The 21,618-nt window shown below is 43.0% G+C and carries 26 protein-coding genes and 1 riboswitch; of the genes, 6 read left to right on the top strand and 20 right to left on the bottom strand.

What is annotated here, in order from left to right; genetic code table 11:
• Window positions 1-71: 71 nt before the first annotated feature.
• Window positions 72-911 (top strand): GNAT family N-acetyltransferase, encoded by an 840-nt coding sequence (locus K6T22_RS03100; RefSeq protein ID WP_238238868.1) that lies wholly within the window; start codon window positions 72-74, stop codon window positions 909-911.
• Here the strand turns inward: K6T22_RS03100 and K6T22_RS03095 are convergent.
• From K6T22_RS03095 to K6T22_RS03080, 4 genes are all read right to left on the bottom strand, one after another.
• Window positions 900-1,835 carry a hypothetical protein gene (locus K6T22_RS03095; protein WP_238238866.1) on the bottom strand — a complete coding sequence of 312 codons (936 nt, stop codon included), beginning with the start codon at window positions 1,833-1,835 and terminating at the stop codon, window positions 900-902. The genes K6T22_RS03100 and K6T22_RS03095 overlap by 12 nt on opposite strands.
• 112 nt (window positions 1,836-1,947) lie before the next feature.
• Window positions 1,948-2,307, bottom strand: coding sequence for a hypothetical protein (locus K6T22_RS03090; protein ID WP_238238865.1), 360 nt, complete (start codon window positions 2,305-2,307; stop codon window positions 1,948-1,950).
• A gap of 29 nt (window positions 2,308-2,336) precedes the next feature.
• Window positions 2,337-2,822, bottom strand: a complete 486-nt coding sequence (locus K6T22_RS03085) for a GNAT family N-acetyltransferase (protein WP_238238863.1) — start codon at window positions 2,820-2,822, stop codon at window positions 2,337-2,339.
• Window positions 2,823-2,836: 14 nt separating this feature from the next.
• Window positions 2,837-3,352: a GNAT family N-acetyltransferase gene (locus K6T22_RS03080; RefSeq protein WP_238238861.1), complete on the bottom strand. Its 516-nt coding sequence runs from the start codon at window positions 3,350-3,352 to the stop codon at window positions 2,837-2,839.
• A 248-nt stretch (window positions 3,353-3,600) separates the two neighbouring features.
• On the opposite strand from K6T22_RS03080, the gene murB reads away from it, so the two are divergent.
• Complete coding sequence (murB, locus tag K6T22_RS03075) at window positions 3,601-4,512, top strand: UDP-N-acetylmuramate dehydrogenase (protein ID WP_238238859.1); 912 nt, start codon at window positions 3,601-3,603, stop codon at window positions 4,510-4,512.
• A gap of 55 nt (window positions 4,513-4,567) precedes the next feature.
• Here murB and K6T22_RS03070 read toward each other — a convergent pair whose 3' ends face one another.
• Window positions 4,568-5,791 (bottom strand): aminopeptidase, encoded by a 1,224-nt coding sequence (locus K6T22_RS03070; protein WP_238238858.1) that lies wholly within the window; start codon window positions 5,789-5,791, stop codon window positions 4,568-4,570.
• A gap of 98 nt (window positions 5,792-5,889) precedes the next feature.
• Between K6T22_RS03070 and K6T22_RS03065 the strand changes: the two genes are divergently transcribed.
• Complete coding sequence (locus K6T22_RS03065; RefSeq protein ID WP_053452266.1) at window positions 5,890-6,309, top strand: YkvA family protein; 420 nt, start codon at window positions 5,890-5,892, stop codon at window positions 6,307-6,309.
• 35 nt (window positions 6,310-6,344) lie between these two features.
• On the opposite strand, the gene K6T22_RS03060 is transcribed toward K6T22_RS03065, so the two are convergent.
• Window positions 6,345-7,181 (bottom strand): formate/nitrite transporter family protein, encoded by an 837-nt coding sequence (locus tag K6T22_RS03060; protein ID WP_238238857.1) that lies wholly within the window; start codon window positions 7,179-7,181, stop codon window positions 6,345-6,347.
• Between the two features lie 183 nt (window positions 7,182-7,364).
• On the bottom strand, window positions 7,365-7,967 hold the full coding sequence (locus K6T22_RS03055) for a hypothetical protein (protein WP_238238856.1): 603 nt from the start codon (window positions 7,965-7,967) through the stop codon (window positions 7,365-7,367).
• 136 nt (window positions 7,968-8,103) lie between these two features.
• Here K6T22_RS03055 and K6T22_RS03050 point away from each other — a divergent pair, with 136 nt between their 5' ends.
• Together K6T22_RS03050 and K6T22_RS03045 are read left to right on the top strand one after the other, a co-directional pair.
• Window positions 8,104-8,973, top strand: a complete 870-nt coding sequence (locus K6T22_RS03050; RefSeq protein WP_238238855.1) for a YitT family protein — start codon at window positions 8,104-8,106, stop codon at window positions 8,971-8,973.
• Window positions 8,974-9,171: 198 nt separating this feature from the next.
• Entirely contained in the window at window positions 9,172-9,810 is a 639-nt protein-coding gene (locus K6T22_RS03045) for a CHASE3 domain-containing protein (protein ID WP_238238854.1), read from the top strand.
• A gap of 43 nt (window positions 9,811-9,853) precedes the next feature.
• Here K6T22_RS03045 and K6T22_RS03040 read toward each other — a convergent pair whose 3' ends face one another.
• The 7 genes from K6T22_RS03040 to K6T22_RS03010 all read right to left on the bottom strand — a co-directional run bounded on the left by K6T22_RS03040 (window position 9,854) and on the right by K6T22_RS03010 (window position 16,127).
• Window positions 9,854-10,222, bottom strand: coding sequence for an ArsR/SmtB family transcription factor (locus K6T22_RS03040; protein ID WP_238238853.1), 369 nt, complete (start codon window positions 10,220-10,222; stop codon window positions 9,854-9,856).
• Between the two features lie 55 nt (window positions 10,223-10,277).
• The gene (locus K6T22_RS03035; RefSeq protein WP_238238852.1) at window positions 10,278-10,712 is read right to left on the bottom strand and encodes a hypothetical protein; all 435 of its coding nucleotides are present in this window, start codon (window positions 10,710-10,712) and stop codon (window positions 10,278-10,280) included.
• A gap of 20 nt (window positions 10,713-10,732) precedes the next feature.
• On the bottom strand, window positions 10,733-11,371 hold the full coding sequence (gene thiE / locus K6T22_RS03030) for a thiamine phosphate synthase (RefSeq protein ID WP_238238851.1): 639 nt from the start codon (window positions 11,369-11,371) through the stop codon (window positions 10,733-10,735).
• Window positions 11,361-12,128 (bottom strand): hydroxyethylthiazole kinase, encoded by a 768-nt coding sequence (gene thiM / locus K6T22_RS03025; protein WP_238238850.1) that lies wholly within the window; start codon window positions 12,126-12,128, stop codon window positions 11,361-11,363. The genes thiE and thiM overlap by 11 nt, the downstream gene beginning before the upstream one ends.
• On the bottom strand, window positions 12,109-12,912 hold the full coding sequence (thiD, locus tag K6T22_RS03020; RefSeq protein ID WP_238238848.1) for a bifunctional hydroxymethylpyrimidine kinase/phosphomethylpyrimidine kinase: 804 nt from the start codon (window positions 12,910-12,912) through the stop codon (window positions 12,109-12,111). Before thiD ends, thiM begins: the two co-directional genes overlap by 20 nt.
• Before the next feature lie 114 nt (window positions 12,913-13,026).
• Window positions 13,027-13,137, bottom strand: a riboswitch (TPP riboswitch).
• A 64-nt stretch (window positions 13,138-13,201) separates the two neighbouring features.
• Complete coding sequence (locus K6T22_RS03015) at window positions 13,202-14,479, bottom strand: murein hydrolase activator EnvC family protein (RefSeq protein ID WP_238238847.1); 1,278 nt, start codon at window positions 14,477-14,479, stop codon at window positions 13,202-13,204.
• Between the two features lie 202 nt (window positions 14,480-14,681).
• A complete protein-coding gene (locus tag K6T22_RS03010; protein WP_238238845.1) occupies window positions 14,682-16,127 on the bottom strand; it encodes a murein hydrolase activator EnvC family protein in 1,446 nt (481 codons plus the stop codon).
• A 264-nt stretch (window positions 16,128-16,391) separates the two neighbouring features.
• Here K6T22_RS03010 and K6T22_RS03005 point away from each other — a divergent pair, with 264 nt between their 5' ends.
• Window positions 16,392-16,802, top strand: a complete 411-nt coding sequence (locus K6T22_RS03005) for a VOC family protein (protein ID WP_238238843.1) — start codon at window positions 16,392-16,394, stop codon at window positions 16,800-16,802.
• 47 nt (window positions 16,803-16,849) lie between these two features.
• On the opposite strand, the gene K6T22_RS03000 is transcribed toward K6T22_RS03005, so the two are convergent.
• The 6 genes from K6T22_RS03000 to K6T22_RS02975 form a co-directional block, all read right to left on the bottom strand.
• A complete protein-coding gene (locus tag K6T22_RS03000; protein ID WP_238238842.1) occupies window positions 16,850-17,362 on the bottom strand; it encodes a type 1 glutamine amidotransferase domain-containing protein in 513 nt (170 codons plus the stop codon).
• A 26-nt stretch (window positions 17,363-17,388) separates the two neighbouring features.
• Window positions 17,389-17,562: a hypothetical protein gene (locus tag K6T22_RS02995; protein ID WP_238238840.1), complete on the bottom strand. Its 174-nt coding sequence runs from the start codon at window positions 17,560-17,562 to the stop codon at window positions 17,389-17,391.
• 26 nt (window positions 17,563-17,588) lie between these two features.
• Window positions 17,589-18,023 carry an organic hydroperoxide resistance protein gene (locus K6T22_RS02990; protein ID WP_023467178.1) on the bottom strand — a complete coding sequence of 145 codons (435 nt, stop codon included), beginning with the start codon at window positions 18,021-18,023 and terminating at the stop codon, window positions 17,589-17,591.
• Between the two features lie 167 nt (window positions 18,024-18,190).
• A complete protein-coding gene (locus tag K6T22_RS02985) occupies window positions 18,191-19,528 on the bottom strand; it encodes a hemolysin family protein (RefSeq protein ID WP_238238839.1) in 1,338 nt (445 codons plus the stop codon).
• Between the two features lie 192 nt (window positions 19,529-19,720).
• Complete coding sequence (locus K6T22_RS02980; protein WP_238238838.1) at window positions 19,721-20,203, bottom strand: DUF456 domain-containing protein; 483 nt, start codon at window positions 20,201-20,203, stop codon at window positions 19,721-19,723.
• A 39-nt stretch (window positions 20,204-20,242) separates the two neighbouring features.
• Window positions 20,243-21,472: a DUF2254 domain-containing protein gene (locus K6T22_RS02975; protein WP_238238837.1), complete on the bottom strand. Its 1,230-nt coding sequence runs from the start codon at window positions 21,470-21,472 to the stop codon at window positions 20,243-20,245.
• Window positions 21,473-21,618 lie beyond the last annotated feature (146 nt).

The following is a 21,618-nucleotide window of genomic DNA, read 5'->3' as shown; positions in this document are numbered from 1 at the left end:
AATACCTTTTATTTCCTGTAATATAAAAGCAAGATGCTTTCATCTTCACTTTGCTAAAGGAGGAACTTAATTTGCCTGCTGTCTATTATAATCAATTGTCTCATGTTCAAAGGCGACACGTCCATCAACTTCTGCAGTACCACCAAAAGGCATATGATTTTTCATTTTTTCAGCCTCTTGAAGATTGTCAATGGATTTACCTAGAATCCGGTCAGGTACAAGCCACGCTTGGGTATCATGTCATACATGACGTCGCTCACTTTACGAACGGTGCCTTTCATGATATCAAAGCCTTTCGTCGTCTGGCTATTTCTTTACATACACATGTCATTCGACAAGGATGTCAACGGATTCATGTACAAGTTTCCCCGCCGCATGATCTTTCTTTAACCTCGATTTGGAAAGAGCTTGGTTATCGTTTATATGCCGAACAATTTCGTTTAATCGGACTCTCAGACGGACAACCTGCCACCCTACGTCTGAAAGCTGTTCATGCAAAGAATCAAGATACTTATCTTGCGCTTCGTAACGATGCCATTCAAGGAGCACAGCACTTCTTCCCTCACACGGTTTCTGATTTAGAAAAGTTAATTCAACAAAAAGCCATTCCTTATTTAGTCTATGATAAACAACTGATCGTCGGTACACTTTTGTTTCAAAAGCAAGGTCAGAACATCCGTCTTCTTGAAATCACTTGTCTACCTGAACTGCGACGTCAAGGATATGGTAGCCGCATACTTCACACGTTTCAAGAAAAATTAAGACGTACAAACATTCAAACATTTGAAGTCTTTTTTCTTTCGACACAGCAAGATGTACTGCGACTGTATCACCCCACGATGTTTTGCGATATCCAGTTAACCTCTCATTGGCATACGTTCAGTACGGATCAACCTCCGTTAATCATTTAATCGGTCGACGATCGCTCTGTATTCAGGTAACACATACTCCGCATCCATTCTCCCAAAGTCAACATGACCCATTTCACGAAGTACTAGACCCATCTCGTATAACTGTTCGACGTAGGCGTCTCCCCATGTTAGAGCGAGTCCAGGTTGATGGTTATGAAAAGCGAGCAAGGCATCCTCGCAGACTTTAGCGGAGTCAGCCTCTTCCATTACACGATCTAATAAAGAGGGGAACAGGCTCGTTTGCCGTCCAATTAACGCATAGAATGGAAAGTAATGTTTAGCGTAAACAAATGTCGGAAGATAGGCATCTACCTCGATGGTCTTCAACAACAACGGTGAAGACGGACGCTGCAATCGTTCTGCAAGTCCAACGGTTGCCTTGCATTCGCTGAGCTGATCAAGCACGTCAGTCGTCAACTCTTCTTCGATATCGAGTAATAAGACGAGGTCGAGTAGATTTAATTCATGTGTTTCCATGAATTGATCACTGCGTTGAAGATGCATCGTGTAGGTGAAATCCAATGTTTCAGCGACAAGTGCCCAGAGCTCCGGATGACGCGCCGCATATAGACCTACCGGAAAGCGAAGGGGTTGCCTGACGATGGAACGATGACCTTCAAGTGTATGGACTTGATTGGCGTCAAGACCGTATGCTAGTAGCATTTCAAGTAATTGGTGACGATTTTGACAAGTAACGAGCACTTGAAACAGACGGTCGATCTCGACGAGTGGTTGTTTCATCTCAAGCGCTAATTTTAAATGAGCAAGTGAATCCTCCTCTAGTGATCGCTTAATAAACTGTAAAGCTTTTTGTTCTACATCATTTAGTTGAGCAACATGTATCCGAAATGCTTCGACGTCAAGCTCTCGGAAGGCTTGTAGTGCCGGTGCAATTGATTGATTTTTCGTAAAGGGTTTCCACATGATTCCCTCAACCTCCTCATTCCAGTATCTCTTCGTAGTGTACGCAATATCCTACCGTCTTGAAAGCAAAAAGTGGAGAATCTTCCGTTGTTTCAGGAAGATTCTCCACTTTTTATTTTTCACCGACTTTTAGATGAGCGTTTCGAAAGACGGCATCTTGTTTCCCTGTCTTTTCAACACTTGTCCCGACAGACCCATGATATTCGATTTCATCCTTCGGTTGAATGAATTCGTACGTGATAGCAGGCTCGCCACGAAGACGAACGTGTATGATTTGTCGATGTTGTAAAGAAAAGGATGCGCGCACTTCAAGAAAGGAGGAAGCCGATAAATCATGTTGCCGCTCTAAAATCGCCATCAATTCTTTTTCAGAATCGCGGTAGTTCCCTTGCAATTGAGCATACGAAATACCGACTCCTAAAGATAAGATAGCGATTAAACTAAGAGCGAAAATGACCAGCACTTTCTTCATGACTGATCCACCTCCGAGAAAAGTTCATTCTACTTATTCATCGGTTCATCCAGCGACGACGTGAAGTCTTTTTTCAAATCATTTACGTGAAACTGCATGTCCACATGAGGAATATCATCTTCTAAATAAGGTTCGGATACGGTCTGGAAACCGAACGATCCGTAAAACCCTTCTAAGTGTGCTTGTGCTTGTAAGTAGATCGCAGATTCCGCTTGTAGATGAGTCATGGCTCTTTGCATCATTTGTCTTGCTAACCCAACAGAACGATGAGAACGGTGAACGGCTACCCGTCCAATCGCTGTTCCTTTTTCCGGATGATCATACATCCGAAGACACCCAACAATCCGGTCACTGTCATCACGTACAATCAGATGCGTCGCTTGTTGATCTTGATCATCTAGTTCCGGGTAAGCGCAGTTCTGCTCGACGACGAAGATATCTGTTCGTAGTTTTAAGAGTGCATAGAGTGTATCTGGTGTCATGTGATGAAAAGCTTCGAATGTAAATTCGTACATAAAATTTCTCCTCTTTAGTTACGACAAAGTCGCGATAATTGTCCTGAATAGATGGTGACGGATATATCTCTAAAAATCGTATCTTTTTCCCAATTCAGTCCATTTGCTCGTGCAACATTCTGAGAAGCATGATTGTCGGGATGAATGATTGAGATAATCCGGTCATGCCCTCGATTAAATGCTTCGATCATCAAGCATCTTGCTGCTTCGCGACCATAACCGACTTTCCAATGCTTCGGTTCGAGCCAATAACCGACTTCTAGTTCTTCAATTCCATCGACTTCTTGGATGAGTAAACCTGCGAAACCAATCGGTTCATCCGTTTCCTTTTTAAATAACAATAAAAATCCAGTTTGTCGTTCGTCCGCATAGCGTTCCAATTGCCGTTCAAACCATTCTCTCGCTTCTTCTTCGCCTAAGGCAACACCACCGTTGATATAGCGCATGACACGTTCATTTTGGACAAGCGACTTATAAAAACTGAAATCCTCTTCTTCGAACGGCCGCATCCACAAACGTTCACTTTCCATCGTGATCGCCTCCTTTTATACTTCCCTTTTCCCGAGTTCTTTTCGCTTCATTCCTCTTCATGACTATGCTTTCCGTGTGACATTTTTCATTACTAATCGATGACATTCCTTCCCTAGTGCTTGCAATTCCCGGCATAAGTCGGTATTTTGGGAACAGTATGTTGAACAACGACTGCACGATTAATGTTAAAATATATTTTGAGCGCATGAGCGCTGGGTAGGAATTCATGAAAAGGACTGAGACCATAATGACTGAACAAGTAATGACAGGACTGTATGAAGGCATTTCAAAAGAGTCCGTACTAATCAATGAGCCTTTAAAATATCATACGTATACAAAAATGGGTGGAATCGCGGATTTATTTATCATTCCAACTTCTTATGAGGAAACGGCTTTTGTCGTCCGATATGCTTACGAACAAGGTATTCCTTTGACGTTGCTTGGAAATGGATCGAATCTCGTCGTCCGCGACGGCGGTATTCGCGGCATCGTCCTTTCCTTCGAGAAGTTAACCGACATCTCGGTCGAGGGACACGAACTTGTCGCTCAAAGTGGCGCAGCGATCATCGAAGCTTCTCGTGTAGCTTACGCGCATCAGCTCAGCGGTCTTGAATTCGCTTGCGGGATTCCAGGAACGATTGGCGGTGCTTTGATCATGAATGCAGGTGCATATGGTGGCGAAGTCAAAGACTGCTTGCATAGCGCGACCGTTTTGACACGACAAGGCGAACTGTTGAATATTTCGCATGATGAACTCGAACTGGGATACCGGACGAGCTGTTTTTCAAAGAAAGAATACATCATCCTTGAAGGTCGATTTGCCTTAACAGAAGGTGATCCGGCATTAATCAAGGAAGTCATGGATGATTTAACGCATAAGCGGGAAACAAAACAACCACTCGAATACCCTTCTTGTGGTAGTGTCTTTAAACGTCCCGAAGGCTATTTTGCGGGTAAGTTGATTCAAGATAGTGACTTACAAGGAACACGCATCGGTGGTGCTGAAGTCTCAAAGAAACACGCTGGTTTCATCGTCAACGTCGAGAATGCATCAGCATCCGACTATATCGCGCTCATTCGCCATGTACAAGAAACCGTTCAAGAAAAATTCGGTATTTTACTTGAGACTGAAGTGAAAATCATTGGTGAAGAAGCGTAACCAATAATTTTATACAAAAGGTGAGTTCCGTATTCGGACTCACCTTTTTGTTCGTTTAAATTGACCAGTTTCCGTCACGCATGACTGATTCACGTGTTCCGTCTGCAAGTTCTCCTTCGATCGATAGATCTGCTGACCCAATCATGAAGTCGACATGAGTCATCGAGTCGTTCGCACCTTGTGCTTCTAATTCTTCCGCAGAGAGGCTTGGACCATTTTCGAGACACGTCGAGTACGCTCGTCCAATCGCTAAGTGGCATGAAGCATTTTCATCAAACAGTGTATTGTAGAATAAAATACCCGAGTCTGAAATCGGTGAACGGTGTGGTACGAGCGCGACTTCTCCAAGGTAACGCGCACCTTCATCAAGTGAAATCAAATCGTCAAGTGCTTCTTGGCCTTGTTTTGCTTCTGCTTTGACGATTTTTCCATCTTCGAACCAGAGCGTGAACTCATCAATCAAGTTTCCGCTGTAGCTGAGTGGTTTTGTACTCGAAACATGACCGTTGACGCCTGTCTTTTTCGGTAACGTGAATACTTCTTCGGTCGGCAGATTCGCGATGAAATCAACACCATCTGCATTTGGACCACCGCCACCTAACCAGACGTGACGTTCTGGTAATTCGATTGACAACTCTGTCCCTGGAGCTGTGTAATGCAATGTTTTGTATTTCTTCTCTGTCAGGAATTTTGCTTTTGAACGTAGGTTATGATCATGATCTGCCCAGGCAGCAACTGGATCTGCTTGATCAGCGCGTGTTGCCTTTAAAATAGCCGTCCATAGTTCATCTACCGGTTTGTCTGAATCAGGGAACACTTTTTTTGCCCAGCTTTCAGAAGGAGCTGCTACGACGCACCAGCTTACGTTGTCACTCATGACGAACTTACGCCAATTGGCGAGCGCAACGCCGGCCGCTTTGTTCGCACGTGCGATTCGACTCGAATCAACGCCATTCAATAAATCTGGATCTTCACTGACGACCGATAAGAACGCTGTCTTTTCTTCTGCCAATTGATCATAACGTGCTTTTAACCAATCAGGGAACGTATCAAACGACTCTTCCGGTGCATCGAAATAGCGGATTTTCGTCATCTCATCATCAGACCATTGTACATATACTTGCGTAGCTCCTACTTCGTAGGCGACACGTGTGATTTCACGGACAAGCGGTAAGTTCTCGATTCCTGCTCGTATCTCGAGTTGTTGTCCTGGCTGTAGATTAATCCCTGTATGTACTGCTAAAGACGCGTACTGTTGTAATTCTGCTTGTGTCGGCATTATGTAATCCCCTTTCTTGTATCTTTATTTTCACGAAATAGTTGCAATTTTGCAAGAAATAAGGCGAAACTAGAAGAAGAATAGAAGGAGGCATCACCATGGAATTCACACCCGGAGATTTTAAATCGGCTTATACGTATTTTCACCGACAGGCACTCGACCTCGTTGGTGATGAAAAAGCACAACAAGAACTGTTAGTTCGAGCAGAGATTGGACTTGCACACCTGACACAAGATATCGCGTCTACAGAAAGCTCGGATATCGAACGCGAGGCAGAGCTCGTTCTCTATTTCCAATTAAAACAATTGCTTGAAATGCTTCGTGCTCTGTACCAGAAAAAATTCGAAATGCATACGGAGCAGGAACAATTGTTATTAACGGCTGTTCTCTACTTCACGTCTCCTGTTGACGCCTTACCGGACGATAACGTCCTCGGGCTCTTCGATGATGCTCAAATCGTCGAAACGATCTATGAAGAATTGGCTGCAGATGTCGATCGCTTTCAACATATGGAATGAACGAAAAAGCAGCTGTCGCGACAGCTGCTTTTTGATTATGCATTTTGCTTCGAAGCAATATGAACCGGTGTCGTGGATTGACGCGATTCATCTACCTCTAGTTTTTCTTTATTCAGCCATGTATAGATCATTCCCATAAAGACTGCTCCACCGATAATGTTCCCAGCCAAAGCTGGCAACAGGTTATGCATCGCTCCCGCAAACGTAATCGTATCCGGATGTGGCACGACTAAAGCAATTGAGAACAATGCCATATTAGCGATGACGTGATCAAATCCAGAAGCAAAGAATACTGCAACAAGTACCATCATCATCATGATCTGCGCTAATTCATTCTTCATGTTTTTTGGAATGAATATCGCTAAACAAACCATCCAGTTACAGAAGATTGCCCGCGTGAAGATTTCCCACGTCGTATGGTGGATTTTCGTCTCTGACACAGAAAATAACCAGTTGTTCATACCAAGCTCTTGTATGATGCCTGTTTGAGAAAAGAGTAGCGCGAACGCTAGCCCTCCGAGTCCGTTCCCGATCAGACAAATTAACCAAACTTTCATCGTATCCATCTTTGTTGTATAGCCACGCATCGTTGCCGTTGTGAAATACATCGTATTCCCTGTAAATAGTTCTGCCCCACCGTAAACGATCAGGACAAGTGCTACTCCGAATGTCAATCCGCCGACAAGTGTCGCAACAGGTGACTCCGCCATATATAGACCGTTAATTGCCTTTAAGGTAAAAATGATTGCAAACCCAATGAAAATACCTGCTAGCATAGCACGAACTAAATACTCGAGAGGACGCACTTGTAACATACGCGTCGACTTGACTGCTTTATTCCGTAATCCTTCTAATGCTTCTACCTCGTTCATCGTAGAAACCTCTCTTTCTTTTGTTCAACACTTCACAATGTCTGTTCATTTATTATCATACTTCCATCTTAAAAGATGTTCAAGTATTGAATAGACCTGTTTTATCGTTTTCATAAAAGAACGAGATGTAAACGATATCATTGTGTCGAGATTGTGAAAAATGCCTTTTCTTGTTTTATACAACTAATTATTTTGAATCGAAAGTCCAGAGGCGAAACGTTCGAAAAAGGTTTGTCGTCTTGATTCATCTAGTACATATCCATCAATGACAACACGGTTAAAACGTCTCGAAGATGAAGTAGACCGTTCGATATCAGTTGGCGTATACGCATCGAATGCTTTCCGGTCTATCTTAAAATCAGCACGTGAATAAGGATCGATGTAATGAATTTCGAGATTGTTCAAGTCGGGAATCGTTGAAAATAATACAAGCGTATGATGCATAAGTACTTTGGATAACTGCGCGTTTAAAAAATCCTGATTCACTTGTAACGTACCGGTATCGGTTCCAATCCAAGCACGCCGCTCTTTCCCTGTGACGTCATAGGCGAGCCGCAACGACTCTCCTTCGACATCTACCTGTTTTAATTCAGATGAGAATGGTAGTTGTTCGGCTAATTGACGCACCGCTACCGTATTCATCATCGAAGCACCGACTTGTCTCGCTACGAGATCACCATCATGCCAAATAGACGTTCGACTTTCTTCATCTGGCTGTTGAAAAATACGAATACCAACCAGTATTCCTAAACAGATACACCCAATAATCAAGAACGTTTTTTTCATTTTCATCACCTTCCTAAAAAAACTTACCCTTTTTCATCTTTTTTCATAAGAAGGGTTGAAATTTTATGCATATGGGCGTACTCTTGCATGCAGATACTCACAGAAGGAGGAGCATGAGGTCACTCATCATATTGCCATGACTACTACGACACACCCACAGAAAAAGAGAGTTGAAAAAATCAGTTTTTTAATCATCGGTACATTGCTTTATTCCCTTTACATCAGTTTACTACTATCTCCAAATGATATCGGATCAGGTGGTATCATGGGGATCACGCTCGTTGTGCAAGAGCTCTTCCACACTCCGATCGGTTTAACGCAATTACTTTTAAACATCCCACTCTTCATTTTAGGTTTCCGTTTTCTACGTAAGCGATTCATGTTCTTATCCGGCATCATCGTTATTGCTTCTTCTTTTTTAATCGACTGGATTCCGACTCAAATCGTTCCAGAATCTTTAAATGATCCGCTTGTTGCTTCCATCTTTGCCGGTCTAGTCTCTGGTCTTGCAATGGCATTGATTTTCTTTGGTGGCGCCTCTACCGGCGGACTCGATATTCTTGGAAAGTTTTTCTTCGCTCGTTTTCATAACTGGCCTCTTCCTCGTATATTTCTGATGCAAGATCTTGTCATCTACATTCTTGTCTGGTGGGTCTTCGATCTGAAACACGTTATGTACGCTCTCATCATGAGCTTCGTTCGTGCTAAAGCCCTTCAAACGGTCTATAGTTTCTATTCTGCTTCTAAGCAATGTATCATTATTTGCGAGAAAGCAGATGAGATCAATGAAGTCATTACAAAAGAACTCGGACGTGGTGTTACGATTCTTGATGCACGAGGCGGGTACTCCAACCGAACGAAAAAAATGGTCTATGTCGTTGTTCAAAATAACGAAATTGTACGCTTGCAAGAAATCGTCTCCTCTGTCGAGCCCAATGCATTCGTTACATTCTCAGAAATTCATACGGTTTTCGGAAATTACAAGGAACATTCCTATTCGTTCTAATATCAAGCGCAGCTTAGCTGTGCTTTTTCTTTTCATCTACTTTAAGATTGCTTCTCGTATTGCACCAGCTTTCCTGCTTTTTATTTGGAATATTGACTATTCAATTTCCCTATCCCTATTCAAAAAATAGACAGGCTTCACTTTTTTGGCGATAGTAGTTAAGCTTATGACATGTCTATTTTTTAAAGGAATGATTGCATGCACTCACTTTGGCGTCAGCGTATTCTGCTGATTTTCTTGATCAGTTTATTCGCTTCTATCCCGATCATTTATGCTCTATCCGGTTATCGGACGATTGCAGCGATGACAGAGCAAATGAAAGATCATGACATACCATTAATCAATCAAGTGGACCAGTTGGTTGAACACAATCGGGATCGTGCCAATGCGGTCCGTGGTCTCTTATTGTATGAAGATAATCGTTACATCGAACAATATTACTTTTCAACTTCTAAAATTCATGATTTGCGCAACAGTCTGAATCAATCACCGACTACTCCAGGGACAATCAAAGATCTCCTTCGCCGTAACAATGTCTGGGAGTCCGAGATTGAACGGGTCTTTGTCGTCTATGAGCGTCAGAGTCCGACGGCTGCAAAACGTCTTGCTCGACAGTCGACTCAGACGACTCAAACGATTCTCGAAGACTTATCCCGTGTGAAAGATGATTTGTACAAAACGCTCCAATCTCAATTGCAACAATCAGATTCCTTGATTGCTACATATAAGTGGATGTGTCTTGGTCTCTCCATTCTGTCCTTTTTATTGATTAGTGCCACGATTTTTTTCTTCCATCGATTCGCTCCCGTCGAGCCAAACGAATCGACTCTAGAATAAACAAAAGCGCAGCTTCTGCTGCGCTTTTGTTTATTCTAGGAAGTCATTCTGATACTGCTTTTCCCTCTTGTACATGCTCCATCGCCATATGAACAAGCGATGATACATGATGGTCATCCAAGGAATAATAGACGACTTTTCCCTCTTTGCGAAACTTTACAAGCCCTTGTTTCAGTAGAGATCGAAGATGATGCGACGCTGTCGCAATGGAACAATCAACAGATGCTGAGACATCACAAACACATAATTCTTCCTCGATCGTCAAGGCATAAACGATTCGTAATCGTGTCGCATCCGATAAAATTTTAAATAATTTTCCGATTTCAAGCGTCGGAATCGTATCAACGACATGTCCGATTTCGGACGCACGCTGTTCGTCAATCGCAATCGTTTCACAACGGGGAATATCCATGTCCATCACCTCGTTTCTACATATATTGCACCACGAGAAACAGGACATTGCAAGTTCAGCGCATTCGTCTACGAATGAGCCAAAACAGAAACCATCCCCCGACGAAATCTCCGATATCCCAGACGATTCGATTTTGATCGACAGCACGTACGCCGATATCGATGATTTTTGTACTTTCTAATCGATTCGTATAATGCTGGCGCAATGAGGCTGGAATCGGTAACCGAAGAAGCATCCGATAATAGATATCTAAATGCGTATGCCCCCAGATTTCTGTCGCAATCGAACTCGTTTTAATATACAACGGACGCTTGTAGCGTCGCTCATACTTTTTCTTCAATAAAAGAGCCATTTCATAGGATATACGATTTGGACGCGGAAACAAGACTTTTCCTAAGTGATAAATCCCCTGATTATCGACCCGAATGATTTGTGGTTCTAACCGATACCGGATCCAATAGCCTCGAAAACGGATCGTTTGCCATTTCAATACAATCACCTCTGAACGAATTATACCCTGTTCTGAAGAGATTGATGCCATTCTCGCACGGCATTTGTCATTTGCTCCGCAGCGAGTTGCCGATCTTCCTTAGCAAAAATATCAGAAATGACCGCGTATCCTTCTAGTGGAATCGGAAGAGACGAGACATTTGTTGCAGTAATTCCCCCAATACCAATTAAAGGTAAGTCAACAGCTTCCCGAATCGCCTGAAGTGTCGTATGCGACATCGCGTCAGCGTCCGCTTTTGATGACGTTGCAAACAGAGAACCTACCCCTAAATAAGATGCACCATTTTGTTCTGCTTCCATCGCTTGCTCAACAGTTGCAACCGACACACCGATTACGGCGTTCGGTAAAAGACGACGCGCTGCAGTTAGAGGAATATCTTCTTGTCCGATATGCAAACCAGCTCCGACGAGTAGCGCGATATCGATTCGGTCATTGATGATCAACGGAATGTCGTGACGATCCGTGAGTGCTTTTAATCGAACTGCCTGATCAAAAAATTCCTTTCCTTGTGCTGTTTTTTCCCGTAGTTGTACGATCGTTGCACCACCTAAAATCGCTTCTTCAACGACCGTTTCGATAGTAACTCCCGGATGATATCGACGATCTGTGACAGCGTAGATCGAATAATCAATTGACACGCTCTGTCACCTCCATCAGATCTTGTTCCATCATCAGACTGATGGCGTTGAACAACTCTCGTTTAAAATCGCCTATCCCTTGTGCGGATGTTGCCCGCTCTCCTGCTTTTCCCATGACAAATGTTCCATGGACTGCCGCCTCAAACGCCGTATATCCTGCACCAAGAAAACTAGCAATTATCGATGCCGTCATACAACCTGTTCCTGTCATGTTGCCAAGACGAGGAGTACCCACGTTCAATTCTATTTCGCGTGTGCCATCTGTGATGTAATCGATTGGACCGGTGACGACGACGACGGATTGCTGTTTGCGTGCGAATGCACGGATGTTTTCTCGATCCATGATTTCGTCTCCCGCAGCATCGACTCCTTTCGTTCGCCCATTCTCTCCAAGTAATGTCTTGATTTCAGAAGCATTTCCTTTAATGACTGTACATCCGAGATCAATCAATTCTTTTGAGAACTCGGTTCTCAATGTCGTAGCTCCTGCTCCTACTGGGTCGAGGATGATCGGAACGTTCAATCGTCCTGCTTCACGTGCTGCTAGGCGTTGTGCTTCCTGCATATCTGCATCCAGCGTACCAATGTTCAAGACAAGTGCTTGGGCGAGTCTCACCATCTCTTCTACTTCGCGAATGTCTTCCGCCATGACGGGTGATGCTCCAACAGCTAGTGTGACGTTTGCGCAATCGTTGATCGTAACCGTATTCGTCAGATGGTGAATGAGTGGTTTCTGTTCAAGAATGGTCGTAAACATGTGTATCCCTCCAAAGTGAATGAAAATGATGTGTCGGTCCAATACCTTGTCCGAGGGCAAATCCATGACGGATTGCTTCCGTGACATAGCTTTTTGCTTGTCGTACACTATCTGGTAAATCCTCTCCAAGCGCCATCCGTGCGGCAATCGCGGCAGATAAGGTACAACCAGTTCCGTGAGTATGTTGATTATCTAAACGTTCTGATGTGAACCGATATTCTTTCGTCCCGTCAAATAACAAATCCGTCGCATCTCCCGGTAAGTGTCCACCCTTTAGTAAGACTGCACCTGTCTGCATAGCCAATTGATGCATCGCAGATTGCATGTCCTCTAGACTGGTTACTGACTGTCCTGTTAAACGCTCAGCTTCTGGTAAATTCGGTGTAATGAGTGTCGCAAGTGGCAGTAACTCCTCAATCAGTGCTTGTTCTGCCTCTGTCCGCAATAAGGCATGACCTCCTTTTGCGACCATGACTGGATCTAATATGATTGGAACTGTCTGTTTACGAAGATGTGTCGCGATGACACGAATCGTTTGCGCATTCGAGACCATCCCGATTTTGATTGCATCGACACGAATATCTGAAAAAATCGATGTTAATTGAGCGTCAACGATTTCTGGAGATAACTCTTCTACCGCTTGAACACCCAATGTATTTTGCGCCGTGACGGCAGTCAGGACACTCATTCCATAAACGCCTAAAGCCGAAAATGTTTTTAAATCTGCTTGAATCCCAGCTCCACCACCAGAGTCGGATCCCGCAATCGTCAATACATGTTTCATGTTTCTCTCACCTTCCCATCGAGCAATGCAAGGGAGTCGTTACCGACAAAAAAGCGCCGACCGCTGTAAAAAAGCAGTCGACGCTATACGAAAGCGTTATATACGCATTCCGGTATCCGTTCGGCTCAACTTTCCTACGCTGGTATTATCCAGTTCAGGTAATAGGGTCGAAAACAGATTGGTTTTCCTCTCAGCCAGATTCCTCCAGCTCCCCTAGTTGCTCAAGTATTCGTTTCGCCTTAACTGTAGCACAAGGTATAAAAAAAAACGAGCCGAAGCCCGTTTTTGATTACAGATATGCTAATGGATTCACTGCATTCAAAGGAGAAGAGGCACTATACTGATAGCCTCCGACATGTAGCTCGAAATGTAGGTGTGGTCCTGTTGAATTCCCCGTACTACCAAGTGTTCCGATTTGCTGACCTTGAGAAACTGTTTGTCCTGCATGAACAGATAATGAACTCATGTGAGCATAGACTGTCGTATACACTTGTCCATCAAGGAAATGAGAAATCATGACGTGATTTCCGTAAGGTCCACCACCTGAAGCTGTAATGACCGTTCCAGCTGCTGCTGCGACGATTGGAGATCCGACCGAACCGCTGAAATCAACACCGTTATGGAACGTATAACCGTTCGCGCCACTTGCTGGACCGAACCCTTGTGATACGCCACCAGAAGATGGTCGCACGAATTTTCCGCCACTTGAAACAACGGGTGTGGCAACTGAAGTCGTCGATTCTGAAGCCTTACCTGTTTGTTTTGCTGCTTGAGCACTCGCTTTAGCAGCTTTCTCAGCTGCCGCTTTCTCGGCTGCTGCTTTTTCAGCTGCTGCTTTCGCTGCTGCCTTTGCTGCCGCAATTGCACGTTCTTGAGCTTCGAGAGTCGCTTGCAGTTCTTTTGCGTCTAACAATTCTGTCGTAAACTTCGTCTTACCTTTTCGTAATTTTTTTAACGTAGCACTACGCTCTTTCATTTGAACCTTTAACGCTTTCTTTTGTTCAAGCAATACTTTCTTTTCTTGCATTTGCTCCGCTTTTTTCTCAACGAGCGCTTGTTTTGCTTCTGCTAATTTTTGTTGCGTTGCGATATAATCCGAAATCATTTTATCATCTTGTTCAGCGATTTTTTTCCCCGCCATGACACGGCTGAATAAATCACCTAAATCCTTCGATCCAAAAATGACTTCTTCCCATTTAATCGAGTTTCCATCGTTCTCTTGGAAAACACGCAAACGATCACCGAGTAGTTCTTCCTGTTTCTGTAACATTTCTTCGTAACGGACGATGTCTGCCTTTAGCTCATCAATTCGAACGTTCAACTGTTCAATTTGTTTATTTTTTTCGGAGACTTGGAAAATCTTTTCGTTGATTGCTGCGTCAATTTGATTGATTTGACGTTGCTCTTTTGAGATTTTAGCTTCTTGTTTTTTGATCGCTTTTTCAAGTTTACGTTGTTCAGCGGCATTTTCAGCCTTTTTTTCTTTAATTGTCGCTGCTGCGATCGGTTGCGTTCCTGTTATAAGTAATGCTCCTAAAACAATGGTAGAAATTAGTTTTTTTAGCATATATCGTTTTCCTCACTTATGTTTTTTTCATATTTTATTATAGTATTCAAGTTTCTCTCATATCTGAAATAGATTATAGCACCGTAATCGTTTCAAAAAAATTTCATTTACATTTCAAATGAAAACGATTTTTTGTAATATACGATTTGTTTTTTGAAAATGACAAAAAAAGAATCGTTGCATACGCAACGATTCTTTACGATTAAAGCATCGACAATGGATTGACTGAGTTAGCTGGACCAGTTGCACTATAGCTATACCCACCGACGTGGATTTCGAAGTGTAGGTGCGGTCCTGTTGAATTTCCTGTACTACCTAACGCGCCAATTTGTTGACCTTGGCTGACACGTTGACCAGCACGGGCATTGAGTGAACTCATGTGAGCATATACTGTCGTATATGTCTTCCCGTTCAATTGGTGAGCGATCATGACATGATTTCCATAAGGTCCGCCACCTGATGCTGTAATGACTGTACCTGTTGCAGCCGCTACGATTGGCGTGCCAACTGGACCACCGAAGTCAATCCCGTTATGGAACGTATAACCGTTCTCTCCGCCTGCAGAGCCATATCCTTGTGTCACAGTCCCAGCAGTTGGATGAATGAAGAGTCCACCTGATGATGGTGCTGGTTTAGGTGTTGCGGGAGCTGACGGCGCTGGAGCAGGTGCAGATGGAGCCGGCGTAGATGCTTTTGGTGTCGACTGTTTCGTTGAACCAGAAGATTTTGCCGACTGTGCTGCCTTCTCTTGCGCTGCTTGCTGAGCCGCTGCTTCTTTAGCCGCTTGTTGTTCCGCCTCTTTTTGAGCTGCTGCTTGAGCTGCTTCAGCTTCTGCCCGTGCTTTCGCTTCACGTGCTGCTTGTGCTTGACGCTCTTTTTCGATACGTGCTTCACGTTCACGCGCTGCTTTTTCAGCTGCAATCGCTTTTTCTTGAGCGATCAGAATTTGCTGGACTTCTTTAGCATCCATCAACTGTGTTTCGAATTTTTCTTTTTTCTTACGTAATTCTTTTAAGCGTTTGTTCCGCTCTTTTAATTGTGATTCAAGATCTGCTTGCTGACGTTTTAATTCCTGCTTCTCAACGACTAACTGTGCTTTCTTTTCTTTCACTTCTTGTTGCGCATCCGCTAATTGCTTTTGCGTATTTTGGTAATCTGTGATCATTTTATCATCTTGTTTTGAAATGGATTTCCCTGCCATGACACGGCTTACGAGGTCACCTACGTTTTTAGCACCAAAGATGACTTCTTCCCATTTGATCGAGTTCCCGTCATTTTCTTGCATGACACGAAGACGATCACCTAGAAGTTTTTCTTGGCGTTTTAATTTCGCTTTATACTTCTCAATTTCTTTTCCAAGTTCAACGATTTCTCGTTCTGTCGCTTTGATTTGACGATCTTTTGTTTCGACAGCAAAGATTTTTTCATTCAAAGCTTCATCTAGTCGATTGACTTCTTGTTGTGTTTTAGAAATTTTTTGACCTTCCTGATTAACAGAAGACTCTAAGTTTTTTTGCTTTTTTGCATTGTCTTGTTGCTGTTGTTCGTTTTTGGCTTTCTGTTCACTTAAATCGTCAGCTGCTGCAAAATGAGGAGCTGATGAAAGAACCAGTGCGGAAACGATGAGCGACGCAAACGTTTTTTTCATGTAGTATTCCCTCTTTTTCTATAATGGTATGTTTTATGATTTATCGTAGAGTATTTTCGTTAAATTTAAATTCTATCATAGTTTTTCTTTTTTATAAGAACGTTTTTGATTATAGCATTCATTCCTCTTCCATAATATTTCAGTGATATTTCATTTTAAATAAATCTTTTTTCGACTATGTAATAGAAACATTTGGAAGATATCTCATCATTGCAACTTTGATTCATTTTTGGGAAACTGAAGCGAATAGAAGGAGGGTATCATATGAAATTAGATCATACTGGAATTGCTGTCCGTGACATGCAAGAAGCGATTTCATTCTATACAAAAGTGCTAGGTGGCACGTTGACTCGTGAATATTCAAATCCTGCTCCTGGTGTAGCTTCTAATATTGCTGTCATTGAGTTCGATGATGCGCATATCGAGCTGTTGACACCAACGAGTCAAGATAGTCCAATTGCACGGTTTTTGAAACAACGCGGAAAAGGTGTCCATCACATTGCCTATCGTGTAGAGAATTTGGATCAGGCCATCCTAGAAGCGAAACAACAAGGTTTAACATTTTTAGAGGATACGTATCGAACAACTCCGTTCGGACGACGGTTGATTTACATGAATCCTCGTCATTCACACGGCGTCATTACGGAACTTTGTGATTATCCGGATCACGTATAAAAAATCAGCACTGCAACGTCGCAGTGCTGATTTTTTATATCATAAGATTAGCCTAGTTTTGCTACAATTTCCCGATTAAATGCGGGAATGTCATCTGGTTGACGACTTGAGATGAAGTTGTCGTCGACAACGACTTCTTCATCCGTGAAGTCTACTCCAGCATTTTCTAAATCGATTCGAATCGATTTGTAACCTGTCATTTTTCTTCCTTTGACGATTTTTGCATTAATCATCAACTGAGGTCCATGACAGATCGAGAAGATTGGTTTTTTCGACATATCGAATTCTTCGACGAATGAGACGAACCGATCATCTTCCCGTAGTAAATCCGGTGAAAATCCGCCTGGAATCAAGAGCGCATCGTAGTCTGTCGCTGAAGTCTCATCAATCGAGAGATCGACGTTAACTTTTGCCTCTTCCTGCTTCCCAACGAGTTCTGCCCCTTTTTTGGCGCCAATAACCGTAATTTCGTGTCCTGCTTCTTTTAATGCATCAACCGGTCCTGTGAATTCTACATCTTCAAAATGATCGGCGAGTACAACAGCTACTTTTTTAGACATGTGATTCATCCCCCAAGTTGTTTAGTTTAAATCGGATCTTCTCCACGATCTCGTGGAGAAACCGTATCATCTGGCATTTCATCTTTTCCTTTTAGGATTTCCTTTTGTTGTTCCTCTGTCAGTTTCCGTTCTTTATCAGACAGACGATCCCGTTCATCTTCGAATTCCTCATTTGGACGATCGGTTTCTTTTGGTGTCATCGAAAACCCTCCTCAAGACTCATCGCTTATAATGAATCGACGACTTTAACAGAAAGATCGACATCGATGTTGCCGCGTGTCGCTTTTGAATACGGGCAGAAGTTGTGCGTTTTTTCTAGTAAGTCCTCTGCTTCTTCTTGCGATACACCAACGACTTCGACGACGAGTTTCGCTGCAATTTTCACACCGTTATCCGCTTCATCCTGTAAGAGGCTGACTTCTGAATTCGTCCGCGTCTCGACTCGTTTTTTTGCTTGGCGCGCCATCAAGTTATAGGCACCATCAAAACAAGCGGCATATCCTGCTGCGAATAACTGTTCCGGGTTTGATGTCGGAATGTCTTCTTTGCCTTTTGTTCCTGGCATGACTAAATCGAGATTAATGACGTTATCGTCTGAAGCGACTTTTCCGTCGCGACCACCGACTGCAGATGCACGTGAAGTAAGAATGACGTTTGACATAATAAAAAACCCCTTTTCCTGTTGAATTGAAAAATGCTTTTTTTGCCACATAAACAGTAATACCCGTCACTGAAGGAGATAAACACAAGGAGTGTTCATGCCTTCTTCTTTTGATAGACAAAAAAAGATGATGAACTTCAAGTCCATCATCTTTTTAGTGCTATTTCTTATCCGATATCTTCTGTTTCGATTACTTCTTGGTCAGGCAATTGAAGATAGATCGATTTGACTTGATGATTATCGACTTCCATCACTTTAATCGTGTATTCTTGATAGCGGAATTCTTGACCACTCGATACTTCCGTATCCTGTGCCATGACCCAGCCACCAATCGTATCGATATCTTCCTCTTCAATTCCTAGGTTAAAGCGTTCATTTAGATCATCAATCAAGACACGTCCTGAAATGCGGTATAACCGCTCATGAATTTGTTCGATATCTGCTTTCTCATCCTTATCGAATTCATCACGAATTTCTCCAACGATTTCTTCCAAGATGTCTTCCATCGTAATTACACCTGCCGTACCACCATACTCATCAATGACGAGTGCCATTGGCGTCCGTTCCACCTGCATTTTCAACATTGCGTCTTGAAGCGGTGAATATTCAGATATAATCGGCAAGTTGTGGATGTAATAGCTTAATGATTTTCCTTTGTTCGCCATATGATCCGTAAATAATTGTTTTGCATTGATGAAGCCAAGGATTTTATCCTTATCTCCCTCTTCCGCTATCGGATAACGTGTGAACTGATACTCTTCAACAAGGCGAATGATGTCCTCCATCGATGCATCGTTTGAAATCGTAATCAAGTCCGTGCGCGGTAACATGATGTCTTTTGCGATCCGTTCATCGAACGAGAAGATGTTCTGCATGTATGAAAGTTCGGTCTGGTTGATTTCTCCACTCTTATAGCTCTGGGTCATGATGATTTTAATCTCTTCTTCAGAATGGACTTCTTCGTGCCCTGCTGGCTCAACACCAAACAAACGAAGAATGATCCGTGCTGAACCGTTCAATGTCCAGATGAAAGGTTTCATGATTTTACCGAACCAATAAAGCGGCGGTGCGAGTAACATCGTGATCGCTTCCGTTTTTTGAATGGCGAGAGATTTCGGAGCAAGTTCTCCAAGCACGACATGAAGAAACGTTACAATCGAGAATGCGAGAACGAACGAAATGATTGTCGAAACGGAATTCGGTATGTCAATCTCTTCGAACAACATACCGAGAATTGCACCTACCGTTGATTCTCCTAACCACCCGAGACCAAGCGCTGTCACGGTAATTCCAAGTTGACAGGCTGACAAATAATAATCCAAATTCTCAAGTAGCCGCTTCGCCACTTTCGCAGTTTTGCTTCCTTCTGTAATCAACTGATCGATTCGAGACATTCGCATTTTGACGACCGAAAATTCGGCGGCAACAAAAAAAGCCGTCAAGACGATAAGTAGTGCAATGATAAGTAGTCGAATAATGATCGTCGTCGTGTCGAATGTCTCCATTGAGTGTGTACTGTCCAATCGTTTCCCCGAAGAAAGGGGATTCACCTCCATTAATATAAAGCCAGATGCCGAGGCATCTGGTGGTTTACAGCAAAAAGAAGCTTCAAACTTTCAAAGCTTCCTTACTTTTTCATATTCATACTATAACGGAACTTTCATAAAATGTGTACTTGAAGACATCATGTCAATCCGTCACACAACGTAGAGAATGAAGATCACGATCATGAGCAACATCGCGATTCCCTTTAATAATGCACTTGATAAAATCCCGAGGACCGTTCCAATTCCGACTGAAACTGAAGTGTGCCATGTCTTTTTACTAATGATTTTCTCCGTTAAGATGGCAAACACGAACGGGAAGATCAATAATCCAATACCCGGCAATATAAATGGTCCCGCAATCAATCCAACTGTCGTCGCAATCTTAGCTGCTTGTGAGCCTCCACGTCGATCGACGGTATAGGCACTGACGAGGTAGTCTAGTGTAAATAAGAGAATGATGAAAATCGCTTGAATCACCCAAAAACTAATCGATAATTCAGAGAATCCGAATCCGAACCCATATATCAAAAAGCCTACTACTAAAATCGGCGCACTTGGGATGATCGGATAAACGAGACCTGCAAAAGCGACTAGAAAACAAACGACGATCAGACTCCATAACAAGATTGTCACTTTTCTATCCCCTCCTTCCTTTGAATCTCTTGTCCATTATTACGTCGAAGGTGAGACAAAGGTTTCATTCAACGCCCGATGTATTTGATTTTGTAGAAAATCACGATCCCAGTCGTTCATTTTTTCAAAGCGTACTTCCGAACAGATATATGGAATGAATCGTTGAATCGTCTCGCAGTGGCTTGGTAACCCGTTCCTCTTCATTATCCCAAGTGACTCGAGCATCGTTGCAAGAACTGAAATATCCTCTGCTCCATAATGACGCAGTTGGTAAAACGTCGTGTATAACAATTGTTGGTAAGTTTCTCGTACGATGATGTGCTGCTGGTCCTCTCCAACAACTAGTACACCATCCGGTATTACAGCATGCTGGCGCATTAAGTCACCAATGATCCGAATGGCATGTCTCGCTGTATTCGGGTCATTAATTCCTGGAGAGATAGCACGTAACGCAACCTCACTTAACTTTTCAAGGACAAATGCAAAATCTTGTTCTGAAGATTTCGTCGGACCAACCAAGATGTTTCCATCGATATCTCTGCATGTTGCGCGTCCGATGACTTCTCCCTCCGTTACGAATGATCCGACCGGTCGATGAATATACACGCGTTCTTTCTGATCAAAGGCATCATAATCGACTGCTTGAATATATCCAGTTCGTGTTGCCTGAACAAGATGAGGATGATTTATCGTCATCTTCTTTTCAGTAATTCTCTGTTCTCCCGATTCCAGATGCTCGAGTTGGCGTTTTAACAATTCATTTCCTTCGTTTTGTAATCGATCGAGTAATGTCGTCACGCGAATCGACTGGCTGACGATATGAATGAATGCGACGAATGCCACGATCGATATCAGCACAACGAGAACGGCTACAGCCGAAGCGACAACACTCGTCTTTAAAGCCGGACGAAGGAAAAACAACATCGTCATGGAATAACTGACTGCTCCGATGAAGATACCGAAAATGTGTTGCACCTGTCGATTTTCAATGAAGTTAGGTAACGTGCGTGGTGAGAATTGTGATGAATAGGTCGTCAAGACGACAAGAATGGTCGAGAATGTAAATGTCATCATGGCGAGCAGTCCGGTAAAAACCGAACTGTGGATCGTCTGTGCTAAGCCAAGTGTCGTTTGCCACTCTTTTGGAAACCAGCCTGATACATACACATCTAACCACGTCACGACACCCGTCAGTCCTATACCGATAAGTCCGTAAAGTAACGGCCACCACCAATTAATTTCTCGTGATAGGACTTTCAGCTTCTTCAAAATAAAATTCCTCCTCTTTATAGTACTATATTGAATGAATTCCTGATTTAGAGCGCTTTAAAACCCTATTCCTTTCCTGAGTTTGAGCAATATATTTGGTCGAAGTGCACGGATGTGTTTTACTTCTTTTCATAACGTGAATAACT

The organism is Exiguobacterium acetylicum (assembly GCF_022170825.1).
Taxonomy (GTDB): domain Bacteria; phylum Bacillota; class Bacilli; order Exiguobacteriales; family Exiguobacteriaceae; genus Exiguobacterium_A; species Exiguobacterium_A acetylicum_B.
Note: the sequence above shows the minus strand (reverse complement) of the source record. Positions and strands in the feature narration are given on the sequence as shown.